Annotated in this window: 12 protein-coding genes and 2 tRNA genes; 11 read left to right on the top strand and 3 right to left on the bottom strand. The window is 63.3% G+C overall.

From position 1 onward, the window contains the following. The first annotated feature begins 30 nt into the window (after positions 1 to 30). Entirely contained in the window at positions 31 to 696 is a 666-nt protein-coding gene (locus tag ACP2WS_RS03225) for a response regulator (RefSeq protein WP_426459479.1), read from the top strand. Next, positions 693 to 2,168, top strand: coding sequence for an ATP-binding protein (locus tag ACP2WS_RS03220; RefSeq protein WP_374491404.1), 1,476 nt, complete (start codon positions 693 to 695; stop codon positions 2,166 to 2,168). Before ACP2WS_RS03225 ends, ACP2WS_RS03220 begins: the two co-directional genes overlap by 4 nt. Positions 2,169 to 2,293: 125 nt before the next feature. Here ACP2WS_RS03220 and ACP2WS_RS03215 read toward each other — a convergent pair. Together ACP2WS_RS03215 and ACP2WS_RS03210 are read right to left on the bottom strand one after the other, a co-directional pair. Continuing rightward, positions 2,294 to 2,378 (bottom strand) — tRNA-Leu (locus ACP2WS_RS03215). A gap of 138 nt (positions 2,379 to 2,516) precedes the next feature. Further along, a tRNA-Leu gene (locus ACP2WS_RS03210) sits at positions 2,517 to 2,601 on the bottom strand. Between the two features lie 51 nt (positions 2,602 to 2,652). On the opposite strand from ACP2WS_RS03210, the gene rnr reads away from it, so the two are divergent. After that, a complete protein-coding gene (rnr, locus tag ACP2WS_RS03205; protein WP_426459477.1) occupies positions 2,653 to 5,049 on the top strand; it encodes a ribonuclease R in 2,397 nt (798 codons plus the stop codon). A gap of 14 nt (positions 5,050 to 5,063) precedes the next feature. On the opposite strand, the gene ACP2WS_RS03200 is transcribed toward rnr, so the two are convergent. Continuing rightward, positions 5,064 to 6,770 carry an NAD(P)H-hydrate epimerase gene (locus ACP2WS_RS03200; RefSeq protein WP_426459475.1) on the bottom strand — a complete coding sequence of 569 codons (1,707 nt, stop codon included), beginning with the start codon at positions 6,768 to 6,770 and terminating at the stop codon, positions 5,064 to 5,066. A 181-nt stretch (positions 6,771 to 6,951) separates the two neighbouring features. Here ACP2WS_RS03200 and rpsB point away from each other — a divergent pair, with 181 nt between their 5' ends. The 8 genes from rpsB (at position 6,952) to rseP (ending at position 14,373) form a co-directional block, all read left to right on the top strand. After that, entirely contained in the window at positions 6,952 to 7,701 is a 750-nt protein-coding gene (gene rpsB, locus ACP2WS_RS03195; RefSeq protein WP_374491398.1) for a 30S ribosomal protein S2, read from the top strand. A 97-nt stretch (positions 7,702 to 7,798) separates the two neighbouring features. Continuing rightward, entirely contained in the window at positions 7,799 to 8,689 is an 891-nt protein-coding gene (gene tsf, locus ACP2WS_RS03190) for a translation elongation factor Ts (RefSeq protein ID WP_426459474.1), read from the top strand. A 105-nt stretch (positions 8,690 to 8,794) separates the two neighbouring features. Beyond that, positions 8,795 to 9,517, top strand: a complete 723-nt coding sequence (pyrH, locus tag ACP2WS_RS03185; RefSeq protein ID WP_426459473.1) for a UMP kinase — start codon at positions 8,795 to 8,797, stop codon at positions 9,515 to 9,517. 45 nt (positions 9,518 to 9,562) lie between these two features. Continuing rightward, positions 9,563 to 10,123, top strand: a complete 561-nt coding sequence (gene frr, locus ACP2WS_RS03180; RefSeq protein WP_426459472.1) for a ribosome recycling factor — start codon at positions 9,563 to 9,565, stop codon at positions 10,121 to 10,123. An 88-nt stretch (positions 10,124 to 10,211) separates the two neighbouring features. Then, on the top strand, positions 10,212 to 10,943 hold the full coding sequence (gene uppS / locus ACP2WS_RS03175; RefSeq protein WP_374491389.1) for a polyprenyl diphosphate synthase: 732 nt from the start codon (positions 10,212 to 10,214) through the stop codon (positions 10,941 to 10,943). Next, positions 10,943 to 11,785 (top strand): phosphatidate cytidylyltransferase, encoded by an 843-nt coding sequence (locus ACP2WS_RS03170; protein WP_426459471.1) that lies wholly within the window; start codon positions 10,943 to 10,945, stop codon positions 11,783 to 11,785. Before uppS ends, ACP2WS_RS03170 begins: the two co-directional genes overlap by 1 nt. A gap of 18 nt (positions 11,786 to 11,803) precedes the next feature. Continuing rightward, complete coding sequence (gene ispC / locus ACP2WS_RS03165) at positions 11,804 to 13,018, top strand: 1-deoxy-D-xylulose-5-phosphate reductoisomerase (protein WP_426459470.1); 1,215 nt, start codon at positions 11,804 to 11,806, stop codon at positions 13,016 to 13,018. After that, a complete protein-coding gene (rseP, locus tag ACP2WS_RS03160) occupies positions 13,009 to 14,373 on the top strand; it encodes an RIP metalloprotease RseP (protein WP_426459469.1) in 1,365 nt (454 codons plus the stop codon). Before ispC ends, rseP begins: the two co-directional genes overlap by 10 nt. Positions 14,374 to 14,399: the final 26 nt, after the last annotated feature.

Genomic DNA, 14,399 nt, shown 5'->3' with positions numbered 1-14,399 from the left:
TGTCCCCAACGCACCTCAAGGAGAACACAGATGCGTATCCTGCTCGCAGAAGACGATGACCTGCTCGGCGCCGCCATCCGAGCTGGCCTGCAGCAGCAGGGCTTCCAGGTGGACTGGGTCCGCGACGGACAGGCTGCATTGCGCGAGGCTTTGGCCTCGGACTACGAAGCCCTGGTGCTCGACCTGGGCCTGCCGCGGCTCGACGGCATGGAGGTGCTGCATGCGCTGCGGGAGCGGCGCCAGACCCTGCCCATCCTCGTGCTCACTGCCCGCGATGCCGTCCGGTCCCGCATCGACGGGCTCGACGGCGGTGCCGATGACTACGTCGTCAAGCCCGTGGATCTGCACGAGCTTGCCGCCCGTCTCCGCGCACTGGTGCGCCGTGCCCATGGATTGCCCCATACCGTGCTTCGGGTCGGCGACCTCATGCTCGACCCCGTGGCGCACCAGGTCACCCAGCAGGGGCAAATCCTCGATCTTTCCCAGCGCGAATTCGATCTGCTCCATGCCCTCATGCGCAACCGTGGACGGGTCATGAGTCGCACCCAGCTCGAACAGCAGATCTATCCCTGGGGCAGTGAAGTTGCCAGCAATGCGGTCGAGGTCCACATCTACCATCTGCGTCGCAAATGCGGCAGCGATCTCATCGACACCGTGCGTGGCGTGGGCTATCTCATTCCCGCCGAGGCGGCATGAGCGCTCCCGCCGTCTCTCCTCCGTCCGATGGGGCGTCTGCCCAGGCACCGGGGCACCAGCCCCGGCTCTACAGCATGCAGGGGCGCCTGCTGGCCCTCCTGCTGGGCATCCTGTCCGTCATCTGGATCCTGGTCAGCCTCGGCACCTACCAGCACAACAAGCAGGAAGTCGGCCATCTGCTCGACATGCACCTCGCACAGACGGCCAATCTGCTGGCGGCACAGCCCGTGGATGACATCCGCGACGAGGAAATCGAATGGCGCCCCCTTGGGGACGAGGAGACAGCCGACCACCATCGCTACCGGGTGCCCGTGATCTTTCAGGTCTGGCAGGGGGAACAGTTGCTCGTGCGTTCGGCACAGGCTCCCGATACCCCCCTCGTGCCGCCCGCCCAGACCACCGGTTTTTCCACGGTAGGGGAGGGGCATCATGGCTGGCGTGCATATGCCCTTCCGGGGCGGGAGCACGATGTGCGCATCATCGTGGCCGAACGCATCGAGGCGCGCCAGCAGATCGTCCGTGCCAGCGTCGAAACCCTCATGGTCTCCCTGATAGTGGCCTATCCGCTGCTGGCCCTCGTGCTCTGGTGGGGCTTGCGCCGCGCCATGCGCCCCCTGACGCAGATCGGGCGCCAGATTGCCGGCCGCACCCCGCAGGACCACAGCCCGCTGGCCATCGACCGCATGCCGCGCGAGGTCGCTCCTCTGGTGCAGGCCCTCAATGAACTGTTCGGCCGCATCGGCGAGATGCTGCAGCAGGAGCGCCGCTTCACCGCCGATGCCGCACACGAGCTGCGCACGCCCATTGCGGCCATTCGCATGATGGCCCAAGTGGCAGAAGGGGCCCGCACCGAACCCGAACGTGCCACGGCTCTCGCAGGCGTGCTGCAGGGCTGCGACCGTGCTACCCGCCTCGTGGAGCAGCTGCTTCAGCTTGCCAGGCTCGAATCGGACCGGCGTGCCGAAGCCGCCGTGGAAAAAGGGAGCTGCGGTGCACACCCTGACGTTCCCCAGACGGTCGACGTGCTGCCTGCCATGCGACAGGTCGTGGCGGATCTGACCGCCACCTGGGCCGTGCCCCATCATCAGACCATTGCATGGGAGGCGCCTCCCGCGCTCTACGCCACCCTGACACCGGCGCTGGCCGCCGTCCTGCTGCGCAACCTGCTCGACAACGCCCTGCGCTACAGCCCGGACGGTGCCCAGGTGCAGGTCACGCTCTGCCAGCAGGGGGCCGACGCCCTGAGCTGCACCGTCGAGGACAGCGGTCCCGGCATGCGCGATGAAGACATGCAGCAGCTCGGCAAGCGGTTTTTCCGTGTGCTCGGCAACCAGGCCACCGGCAGTGGGCTGGGCTGGTCCATCGTCCAGCGCATCGCTGCCCTGTACGGCTACATGCCTTGTGTGTCGCGCAGCGAGCGGCTGGGGGGGCTGAAAGTGACCTTCGCTCCGCGCGACCGCCGTGCACCCTGATGTCTCGTGCCGGGGGAAGGCTCCGGCACGCATGCACGGAAAATCCAGCAGGCAACAAAAAACCGCCTTGCGGCGGTTTGTTTGCAGGTGCATGCCGATCATCGACCGGATGCTGTCTTGTGTGCTGGTGCCCAGGAGAGGACTCGAACCTCCACGATGTTACTCGCTAGTACCTGAAACTAGTGCGTCTACCAATTCCGCCACCTGGGCCAGCTGTGGATGCGCGATTGTAGCAGGGCCTGTGCCGTTTTCAATGACCTGCAAGCGGATCATCGATACTTTTCTGCTTTTATGGCATCACCACAAAAAAGCCACCTTTCGGCGGCTATGATGATTCTTTGCAGTCGCTGGTGCCCAGGAGAGGACTCGAACCTCCACGATGTTACTCGCTAGTACCTGAAACTAGTGCGTCTACCAATTCCGCCACCTGGGCAGCAACTGAAAGAAGCTGCTATTCTAGCAGTCAAATATGAAAAAAACAAACATGGAACGAAAAATCGAACAGGAAATCATCGGTGTGGTGCAGGGGCATCGCGACGGACATGGTTTCCTCATCCCTGACGACGGGGGCGTGGATATCTATCTGCCGCCGAATGAAATGCGGGCTGTGCTCCACAAGGATCGCATCAAGGCGCGCGTGGCGCGCTACGACCGCAAGGGGCGCCCCGAAGGCAAGGTGCTCGAAATTCTCGAACGCAGCACCCAGCCACTCATCGGTCGCCTGCTCCAGGAAAACGGAGTCTGGCTCGTCGCCCCCGAGGACAAGCGCTATGGCCAGGATGTGCTCATCCCCCGTGACGCCATCGGCGCGGCCAGTGCCGGGCAGGTGGTGGTGGTCGAACTCACCGAGCCTCCGGCGCTCTATGGCCAGCCCGTCGGACGGGTGGCCGAAGTGCTGGGCGAGGTGGACGACCCTGGCATGGAAATCGAGATCGCCGTGCGCAAGTACGGTGTGCCCCACGTGTTCTCCGATGCCTGTCTGCAGGTTGCCAAGGCGCTGCCGGCCACCGTGCAGCTCCGCGACTGTCAGGGCCGCGTCGATCTCACCGATGTGCCGCTCGTCACCATCGACGGCGAGGACGCCCGCGATTTTGACGATGCCGTCTACTGTGAGCCCGCCACACTGGGCGGGCGCGGCAAGTCTGCCCGCAAGGGCTGGCGGCTGCTGGTGGCCATTGCCGATGTGAGCCATTACGTGCACACCGGCAATGCCATCGACATCGATGCCTATGAACGTGCCACCAGCGTTTATTTCCCGCGCCGCGTCATTCCCATGCTGCCCGAGAAGCTCTCCAACGGCCTGTGTTCCCTGAACCCCGAGGTGGATCGCCTGTGCATGGTCTGTGACATGCTGATCACCTCCGAGGGCGAACTGCACGCCTACCAGTTCTATCCGGCCGTCATGCACAGCCATGCCCGTTTCACCTACACGCAGGTGGCGGCCATTCTCTCCAATACCCGCGGCATCGAGGCGCGTCGGTTCGCCGAGCGCGTCGACGACCTGCTCAACCTGCACGGCGCATACCAGTCTCTGCTGCACGCACGCGAGGCCCGCGGAGCCATCGATCTCGACACGGTCGAAACCCAGATCGTCTGCGACGAGAACGGTCGCATCGAGAAGATCGTCCCCAGGGTGCGCAACGAGGCACACAAGCTCATCGAAGAGGCCATGCTGGCGGCCAACGTCTGTGCATCCGATTTCATCGCTCGCAGCAAGCGCCCCTGTCTGTACCGTGTGCACGAGGGGCCCACCCCCGAAAAAGTCGAGGTGCTGCGCAATTACCTGCGCACCATGGGCGTGGCCATGAGCGTGAGCGATGAACCAGAAACCCATGAGTTCGCGGCCATCGCCGAGGCGACGAAGGATCGTCCCGACGCCGAGCAGATTCACACCATGCTGCTGCGGAGCATGCAGCAGGCGATCTACACCCCCATCAACAGTGGGCACTTCGGGCTGGCCTACGATGCCTACACCCACTTCACCAGCCCGATTCGACGCTACCCCGATCTGCTGGTGCACCGTGTCATCAAGTCCATCCTGCGCAACGAGCGCTATGAGCTTCCCGCGCTGCCCACTCCTGGCGAAGCACAGGAAAAACTCGCCCGCCGGCTCGAAAAGACCGCAGCAGCACGTGTCAAGGCTCCCGGCATCAAGCCGCGCAAGAAAACGGCCGAAGTGCAGGCCTGGGAGGCTGCGGGCTTGCATTGCAGTGCCAATGAACGCCGCGCCGACGAGGCAAGCCGTGATGTCGAGGCGTGGCTCAAGTGCAAGTACATGCGCCAGTTCCTGGGCGAGGAATTCAGCGGCACGGTCAGCGCGGTGACGGGATTCGGTCTGTTCGTCACGCTCGATTCCATGTATGTCGAGGGTCTGGTGCACATCACTGAACTCGGAAGCGACTATTTCAGATTCGACGAGGCACGTCAGGAGCTGCGCGGCGAGCGCACCGGCGTGTGGTTCTCGCTCGGTGCACGGGTCCAGGTTCAGGTCATCCGGGTCGATCTCGATGGGCGTCGCATCGACTTCCGGCTCGTGCATGCCGGGGAAGCGCTCGACGATGCCGATGCACCTGCGCGCAAGTCGGCACGGCGAGGCGCAGGCAGGGCAGGCACACGTCCCGCGAAGCCGGTCCAGCCAGCAGAGGCTGCGGCCGATGCCTTGCCGGACGTGCCTCATGGCGTCGAGGAGGAAGTCTGGAACCCCGCTTCGAGCCGCCGGCGCAAGGCGACCGATGCAGGTTCGGCGCGGGACGACACCGCAGCAGGCAAGCGTGCGAAGCCCGGAGCCAAGTCCGCCGTAGCCCAGCGCAAGTCCGCAGCGCGCAAGAAGTCTTCCTCAGGCAAGCCGGCACGCGGCGCCCAGAGCTCCCGCAGGGGCTGAACGCTGTCTGCGCTTCAGGCCCCGACGTGCAATCGGGGAATGTGACGGGCCACCGCACCTGCCGTCAGAGTCTCGGACAAGGCCCAGCCATCGGCCACGCTGCCATGGGCCTGTACCCCCAGGCTGCTGGCACGGCATGCGGCGGACAGTGCGCACGCCGGTGTCGAATGCGTATCGACCGATGAGGTCAGCTGTGCCCAATATCCGGCAATGCACCCTGCCAGAACATCCCCTGTGCCCGCAGTCGACAGGCGGGCATTGCCAGCCAGGTGCACTAGAGGCAGATGGCGGTGCAGGAGGGGCATGCACGGATGGGCATGGCTGTGCATCGGAGCACGGGGGGGCTCTGGCGAGACCGCAGGGGCCCACACCACGGTTCCGGAACCCTTGAGCACCACCACGGCCTGCAGCCGTTCGCCGAGCTGCTGCGCGGCTCGCAGTCGATCCGCCTGGACGGCGGCCGTATTCGATTTCAGCAGGCGAGCCGCTTCCGTAGGGTGGGGGGTCAGGATCGTGACCTGACCGCGTTCCAGACGACTGCGCACCGCCTCCTGCAGGACATCCGAACCAGCCACGGCATTGAGTCCATCGGCATCCAGCACGAGGCGGGGAGCTGTCAGGCATACCGTTTCTGTCCAGGCGGCCACGGCTTCTCCGCCGCCGCATCCCAGCACCACTGTGGACGTGGTCCAGGGACATGCTGATGCGACACCTGCACCCGGGGTCTCGCCTATCGAACGGATCATCAATTCCGGTTGCAGCGACAGGGCTGCATCCGTGGCCCGGCGGTCAGAGGTCAGAAGTCCGACATACACCCTGCCGGCTCCCGCATGAAGGGCAGCGCTGCCCGCCAGCAGGGCTGCTCCCGTCATGCCACGGGCTCCTCCTGCCACGCATACATCCCCAAAACTGCCCTTGTGGCTGGCATAGGGGGGCAGCAGGGCGGCGGACGCGCTGGATGAATGACTCTTTCCATTCAGGCAGGCTCCCTGCAGATAGGCCACGGCGTGCGCATCGGCAGGGCCTTGCGGGCAGATGCCCAGTCCGTCCCACCACACCTGTCCGCAGGCATCGCGCCCATGCCCCGTGAAGAATCCCGGCTTGAGCGTCAGCATCGTCAGGGTATGCTGGGCATGCACTGCATGGGTGCCCTGTGCCGCATCGTCGAGCCATGTGCCCGTATCCGGGTGCAGACCTGTGGGAACATCGATGGCCAGGACCGGGCAGGGAGCATGCTGCAAACCGAGGATGCTGTCGAGCATCCGTCCCGCAGGTGGGCGCTGTGCGCCTATTCCCAGCAGGGCGTCGATGCAGAGATCCCCGGGCGTCAGCGCAGGGGCGGCATCCACAAAGGCAACGCCTGCAGCACGGGCATCCTCCCATGCGCCACGTGCGTCGCTGGGCAGCCGGTCGGGTTCTGCCAGCAGGGTGATCTGGACATTCTTGCCTGCCTGACGCAGGCAGGCAGCCGCCTGCAGACCATCGCCGCCGTTATTGCCTGGGCCGCACGCGATCCATATCTTCTGGGCATGAGGGGCAATCGCCAACGCCACGCGTGCCACGGCCATGCCGGCGCGGCGCATCAGCGTGCGCGGGGGAACCGTGGCCAGTCCCTGGGCCTCGATCGTGCGGGTGCCGGCCACATCATGCAGAGGCAGCTGCTGCAGGGCATCACCGGCTGTCACGCGCAGGGGAGGGGGGAAACAGGGCTCGCTGGACATGGGTTTCCTTGTCTGTGGTGCATGCTATAATTCGCAGGCTTTGCTGCAGCTTTGAATGCACTTTAGTGGTGCAGTGCTTGGCAAAGTCAATCGCAAATCCGCTGATCCGGGTGCTGGTCGATCCCATGGACATGGGGGCCAGACGCAGCGGAATTTTAGACCTAACCTCTGGAGTCAAATCATGTCCATCACCATGCGCGAAATGCTGGAAGCCGGTGTCCACTTCGGCCACCAAACCCGTTTCTGGAACCCCAAGATGGCCCCCTTCATCTTCGGTTCCCGCAACAAGATTCATATCGTCAACCTCGAAAAAACCCTGCCGATGTTCGAGGAGGCGATGAAGTTCGCTCGTCAGCTGTCTGCCAACGGCGGCACCATTCTGATGGTCGGTACCAAGCGCGCAGCCCGCGAGATCGTGGCCGAGGAAGCCACCCGTGCCGGCATGCCCTATGTGAACCAGCGTTGGCTCGGCGGCATGCTGACCAACTTCAAGACCGTCAAGACCTCCATCAAGCGCCTGAAGGACATGAAGGCGCAGCAGGAAGCCGGGCTGGAAAGCATGAGCAAGAAGGAGCAGCTCATGTTCGCCCGCGAACTCGAAAAGCTCGAAAAGGACATCGGTGGCATTCAGGACATGAACAGCCTGCCTGACGCCATTTTCGTGATCGACGTCGGCTACCACAAGATCGCCGTGGCCGAAGCGCAGAAGCTTGGCATTCCCCTCATCGGTGTGGTCGATACCAACCACAACCCCGTGGGCATCGACTATGTCATCCCCGGCAACGATGACTCCGCCAAGGCCGTGGCTCTGTATGCGCGCGGCATGGCAGACGCCGTGCTCGAAGGGCGCGAAAATGCCGTGAATGAGGTGGTTCAGGCCGTCTCCGAAGGCGAAGACGAATTCGTGGAAGTGGATGCCACCCAGGCCTGATCGTACAGACCCTGGTCATTCACGGAAAAGGGGCATGCATGCCCCTTTTTCACAAGTGTCACATGATTGAATAACCCAACGAACAACGGAGAAACACATGGCAGCAATTACCGCAAGCATGGTCGCCGAACTGCGTGGCAAGACCGATGCCCCGATGATGGAATGCAAGAAGGCGCTGACCGAAGCAGAAGGCGACATGGCCAAGGCCGAGGAAATCCTGCGCATCAAGCTGGGTACCAAGGCAGGCAAGGCCGCTTCCCGCATCACCGCCGAAGGCGTGGTCGCCGCCTATCGCGATGACCAGTGCGGCGCCATCATCGAAGTCAACTGCGAAACCGACTTCGTCACCAAGAACGACAGCTTCCTGGCACTGGCCCAGGCAGCGGCCGAGCTGGTGGCCAAGCACAATCCCCAGTCCATCGAGGAACTGGGTGCCCTGGCCTACGAACAGGACGGCTTCGGTCCCACGCTCGAAGACGTGCGCAAGGGCCTGATCGGCAAGATCGGCGAGAACATGTCCTTCCGCCGCTTCAAGCGCTTCACCGGCGATGCCAAGCTGGCTTCCTACCTGCACGGTACGCGCATCGGCGTCGTGGTCGAATACGAAGGGGATGACCAGGCTGCCAAGGACGTTGCCATGCACGTGGCTGCCATGAAGCCTGTTGCCCTGTCCAGCAGCGAGGTGCCCGCCGACCTCATCGAGAAGGAACGCACCGTGGCTGCTGCCAAGGCTGCCGAATCCGGCAAGCCGGCCGAGATCGTGACCAAGATGGTCGAAGGCTCCGTCCAGAAGTACCTCAAGGAAGTCGCGCTGTTCAGCCAGCCGTTCGTCAAGAACGACAAGCAGAGCGTCGAACAGATGCTCAAGGAAAAGCAGACGACCGTGAAGGGCTTCACCCTCTATGTGGTGGGCGAAGGCATCGAGAAGAAGGTGGACGACTTCGCAGCCGAAGTGGCTGCCCAGGTCGCTGCTGCCAAGCAGGGCTGATCCTGCCCAAGGCCTCGGTGACAGAGCGATGACGCATCGTTCTGCACCGTGGCTTTTTTTTCGCTCCCTCACCCGTCATCTCTCATCTCCCAAGGAGAATCTGCCATGAGTACTGCCCAACCTGCCGTTCAACGAGTCCTGCTCAAACTCTCTGGGGAGGCTCTGATGGGCGATGATGCCTACGGCATCAACCGCGAGACGATCGTGCGCATGGCGCGCGAAATCGCGGAAGTGACCGAGCTGGGGGTGCAGGTGGCCGTCGTGATCGGCGGGGGCAACATCTTCCGTGGCATGGCAGGCGGTGCCGTCGGCATGGATCGTGCCACGGCGGACTACATGGGCATGCTCGCCACCGTGATGAACGCGCTGGCTCTGGCCGACACCATGAACCATGTGGGGCTGACGGCGCGGGTCATGTCTGCCATCTCCATCGATCAGGTCGTGGAGCCCTATGTGCGTCCCAAGGCGCTGCAATATCTGGAGGAAGGCAAGGTCGTGGTGTTCGGCGCAGGCACCGGCAACCCCTTCTTCACCACCGATACGGCGGCTGCCCTGCGGGGGGCCGAGATTGGGGCCCAGGTGGTGCTCAAGGCCACCAAGGTCGACGGTGTCTACACGGCAGATCCCAAGAAGGATCCCTCCGCCAAGCGCTATGACCGTCTGACCTTCGATGAAGCCATGGCGCGCAATCTCGGCATCATGGATGCCACGGCATTTGCCCTGTGCCGCGACCAGAAGCTGCCCATACGCGTCTTTTCCATCTTCAAGGAAGGCGCGCTCAAGCGGGTGGTCACTGGCGAGGACGAGGGCACTCTCGTTTATATTTGACCCTTTCATTCCTCATTCGCTGATCTTTCGATTCTGGAGAGCACCATGTCGCTTGCCGACGTCAAGAAGAACATGCAGGCCAAGATGGAACAATCCATCAACGCCTTCAAGCACAACCTCACCAAGATCCGCACGGGACGTGCCAATCCGGCCATTCTCGATACCGTGCAGGTCGAGTACTATGGATCCATGGTGCCGCTCAGTCAGGTGGCCAACGTGGCTTCCATTGACGCACGCACCCTGAGCGTCCAGCCGTGGGAAAAGAACATGGGCCCCAAGATCGAGAAGGCGATCCGCGAGAGCGATCTGGGACTCAATCCTTCCAGTCTGGGCGATTTGATTCGTGTTCCCATGCCGCCGATGAGCGAGGAACGCCGCAAGGAGATGACCAAGCTCGTGCGCCATGAAGGCGAGCAGGCCAAGATTGCCATCCGCAATCTGCGCCGCGATGCCAACGAGGCGGTCAAGAAGCTGGTCAAGGACAAGGAAATTTCCGAGGATGACCAGAAGCGTTCCGAAGCGGACGTGCAGAAGGCCACCGACAAGGAAATCGCCGCCATCGATCAGCTCGTGGCCTCCAAGGAACAGGACATCATGGCCGTGTGATGCCGTGGGTCCGAGGAAGGCGTGCCTCGTGGAGGCTTCCGACATGGACCCCGTGAGGCGTTTCCCTTCCTTGTGACTCTATGTGCAGATGAAAGCAAAATCTCAGAACACCTCTCCCATCGTGCCCCACCATGTGGCCATTGTCATGGACGGCAATGGCCGCTGGGCGTCCAAGCGGTTCATGCCCCGGCTCATCGGCCATCGGCAGGGGGTGGAGTCGCTCAAGCGATGCGTGCGCGCCTGCGACAAGCGGGGCGTCAAGGTGCTGACGGTATTTGCCTTCTCTTCCGAGAACTGGAATCGTCCGGATGACGAGGTTTCCGGACTCATGGAGCTGCTGGCCAAGGCACTGGCGCGTGAGCTTCCTGCCATGCATGACGAAGGCGTGCGTCTGCATTTCATAGGAGCCCGTCAGGCTCTTTCGCCGAAAGTGCAGCAGATCCTGACGGACGCCGAGACCAAGACGGCTGCCAACCCGGGCGTCATTCTCAATGTCTGCTTCAATTATGGTGGGCGCTGGGACATTGCACAGGCGGCTGCTGCGCTCGCAAGCCGTGGGGAGCCGATCACCGAGCTTTCCCTGCACGAATCTTTGGCACTGAGCCATGTGCCCGATCCTGATCTGTTGATCCGCACTGGCGGCGAGTATCGGATCAGCAATTTCCTGCTCTGGCAGTCCGCCTACACCGAACTCTATTTCACCGATTGTCTGTGGCCTGACTTCGATGAGGCGGCCCTGGATCGTGCTCTGGAGGATTATGCCCAGCGGGAGCGCAGGTTCGGCAAGACCTCCGCACAGGTCAAGCAGGGACATTCCTGATGCTCGGTCCCCGCATTCTGACTGCGATCGTTCTGGTTGCTGTGCTGCTAGGGGCTCTGTTGGCCCCGGTGACATGGCCCTTCACTGCCTTGATGGGGCTGATCATCCTGCTCGCAGCTTGGGAATGGTCCCGTCTGTCGGGTTATTCCACTCCCCTGACGTATGCCTGGGCTGCTGTGGCATGCGCAGGCTGCGTGGCCATGTCATGGGGGGAATGGCCTGTTGCGCGGTCCGGATTCGCACCGATATTTCTTTTCGTGATGGGGGGAGTCTGGATCGTGGCTGGAGCAGGGCTTCTGCATGCGGGGGTGCCTTCCTGGAGCCGAATTCCCAGAGGGTTGCGCATGCTGGGGGGGCTGTGTGCACTGTGGGCCGCCTGGTTGGCGGCCGTGGCGCTGTTCGCACGCTTTGGGGCGTGGTATCTGGTGTCCGTGCTGGCGCTGGCGTGGGCGGCCGACATTGCAGCCTATTTTGCAGGGCGGGCCTTCGGACGCCGCAAGCTGGCTCCGACCATCAGCCCGGGCAAGAGCTGGGCCGGTGTGGTGGGGGGGCAGCTGGGGGTGTTGGCCATGGTGGCTCTCGTCGTGGGGTATTTCCCCCGCGGCAATTTTTATTCCGACCTGATGCACCATGCCGGGTGGCTGGGCGGCGCGCTCCTTGTGATGGCGCTGGCTGCCATGAGCGTAGTGGGTGATCTGGTCGAATCGCTGATGAAACGCAGCATGGGGATGAAGGACAGCAGCCACTTGCTCCCGGGGCACGGTGGCGTGCTCGACCGCATCGATGCGCTTTTGCCCATACTGCCCCTGTCCATGGCGTTGGTTCAGGGGCTGCAGTTCTGACACTGGAAGGAAATTGACATGGTGGCGACACAAGCTCCCCGTCAGCGTGTGACGGTATTGGGGGCCACCGGGTCCATCGGGACCAGTACCCTCGACGTATTGGCACGACACCCGGATCGCTTCGAGGTGCTGGCGCTGACTGCATCCACACAGGTCGATCGCATGGTCGAGCTGTGTCGTGTGCACCGGCCCCGCTATGCGGTCATGGCTTCGGTCGAGCATGCCGTGCAGCTGCGCGAGGCATGTCGCCATGGCAACCTCTCCACAGAGGTGCTGGAGGGACCGGCAGGCCTCGTGGCCATGGCCGAGCATCCCGATGCCGATGCCGTCATGGCCGCCATTGTGGGAGCGGCCGGGCTGGCTCCCTGTCTGGCGGCAGCGCGCGCAGGCAAGCGGCTGCTGCTGGCCAACAAGGAGGCGCTCGTGGTGGGAGGCCGGGTCTTTCTGCAGGCTGTCCAGGATGGCGGGGCCACCCTGCTGCCGATCGACAGCGAGCACTCGGCCATTTTTCAGTCGTTGCCGGAAGACCGGGCGACCTGGCAGGCCAGAGTCGACAAAATCATCCTTACTGCTTCGGGGGGGCCGTTCCGTACCGCCGATCCGTCTATTCTGCATGAGGTCACGCCCGATCAGGCCTGCGCGCATCCCAACTGGCAGATGGGGCGCAAGATCTCGGTCGATTCCGCCACCATGATGAACAAGGCGCTCGAAGTCATCGAAGCGCACTATCTTTTCGGCATGTCTCCGGAGCAGATGGACGTGGTGATCCATCCGCAGAGCATCGTGCACTCCATGGTGCAATACCGCGACCATTCCATCGTGGCACAGCTCGGTACACCGGACATGCGCGTGCCCATTGCCTATGGTCTGGGGTGGCCGGAACGCATCGAGAGCGGGGCAGCGGCCCTGGACTTTGCCCATCTGCCTGCCATGACCTTCGAGTCGGTGCGCTCGCATGGGCACCCCGAGCGTTTTCCGGGGCTGGCGCTCGTCTGGGATGTGCTGCGTGCCCCGAACGGCAGCACGGCAGTGCTCAATGCGGCCAATGAAGTGGCAGTGGCCGCCTTCCTTGAAGGTCATATCCGTTTCACGGACATCGTGGCCGTCAATGCGGCTACCCTGGATGCGGTGCATTTCGCTCCCCCCCAGGGGCTGGACGACCTGATGGCCATCGACGCGCAGGCCCGTGCCCATGCCCGTGAGGAGGTCAAGCGGAGAGGTGCATGCTGCTGACGGTGGCTGCCTTCCTGGTGGCGCTGGGGCTCCTCATTGCCATCCATGAATTCGGCCACTATCAGGTCGCCCGGTGGTGCGGCGTCAAGATTCTCCGCTTCTCCATCGGTTTCGGAAAACCGCTGCTGCGCTGGACTTCCCACAGCACTGGCACGGAGTTCGTGCTGAGCATTCTGCCCCTGGGTGGCTATGTCCGCATGCTCGATGAGCGGGAGGGAGAAGTCCCGGCGGCCGAACGCCATCTGGCCTTCAATACCCAGCCGGTCCACAAACGCTTTCTGATCGTGGCAGCGGGGCCGGTTGCCAATCTGCTGCTGGCCATCGTGCTCTATGCTGCGGCTGCATGGCAGGGAATGCCACAGCTGCAGCCTGTCATCGCGGCACCGCCACAGGGCAGTGTGGCAGCTCGGGCAGGACTGCACGGGGGCGACGTGGTCGTGGCACTGCAGCGGGCGTCCGGAACCGGGGAGTCCATGACAGTGGCATCCCTGGATGCCCTGCGCTGGCATCTGGTGCGTGCTGCACTCGCCCATGAGGATGTGGTGCTGACCGTTCATCCTTCGGGAAGCGGAAGGACCGAGCAGATTCCCCTTCGGCTGCGGGATGCCGCACTGGAAGATGCCGGCGGAGCCATTGAGCAGCGCCTGGGCATTGGCGCCCCCTGGATTCCTGCAGTGGTGGGTGAGGTGCTGCCAGATTCGCCTGCGCAGAGGGGTGGCCTGCGCATGGGCGATCGGGTGGAAGCCGTGGATGGTGTGCCGGTGCCGGATGCCATTCAGCTGCGTCAGCGCATCCGTGCGCATGTCAGCCCACAGGCGCAGCATTGGCGTGTCCTGCGAGGGGGCAGCGCACTGGATCTGAATGTGCTGCCTGAGGTGCAGACCCAGGGAGGCGTGTCCTTCGGACGCATCGGTGCCGTGCTGGGCAACCTTCCAGCCACTACCATCGTGCGCCTCGGATTTCTCGATGGGCTGGAGGAGGGCGTGCAGCGCACATGGGAAATCGCCTCCATGAGCCTGCAGACCATGGGGCGCATGGTGCTGGGACAGGCCTCGCTCAAGAACCTCAGTGGTCCGCTCTCGATTGCCGACTATGCAGGGCGTTCGGCACAGGCTGGATGGACCAGTTACCTGCTCTTCGTGGCCCTCATCAGCGTCAGTCTGGGGGTATTGAATTTGTTGCCAATTCCCGTTTTGGACGGTGGGCACCTGATGTATTATCTCTGGGAATTCCTGACCGGCAAGCCCGTCTCAGCCCCCTGGATGGAGCGGTTCCAACGGGTGGGAATGGCGTTTCTTGGTGGTCTGATGCTGATCGCCCTGTTCAACGACGTCGCGCGCATGCTGGGATCCTGATTCCGACGTGCTGTGCAGACGTCCAT

This window comes from Brachymonas moutaii (nom. illeg.) (assembly GCF_049977365.1).
Classification (GTDB): domain Bacteria; phylum Pseudomonadota; class Gammaproteobacteria; order Burkholderiales; family Burkholderiaceae_C; genus Brachymonas.
The sequence above is the reverse complement of the archived record's forward strand: the minus strand, read 5'-3'. Positions and strand labels throughout refer to the sequence as shown.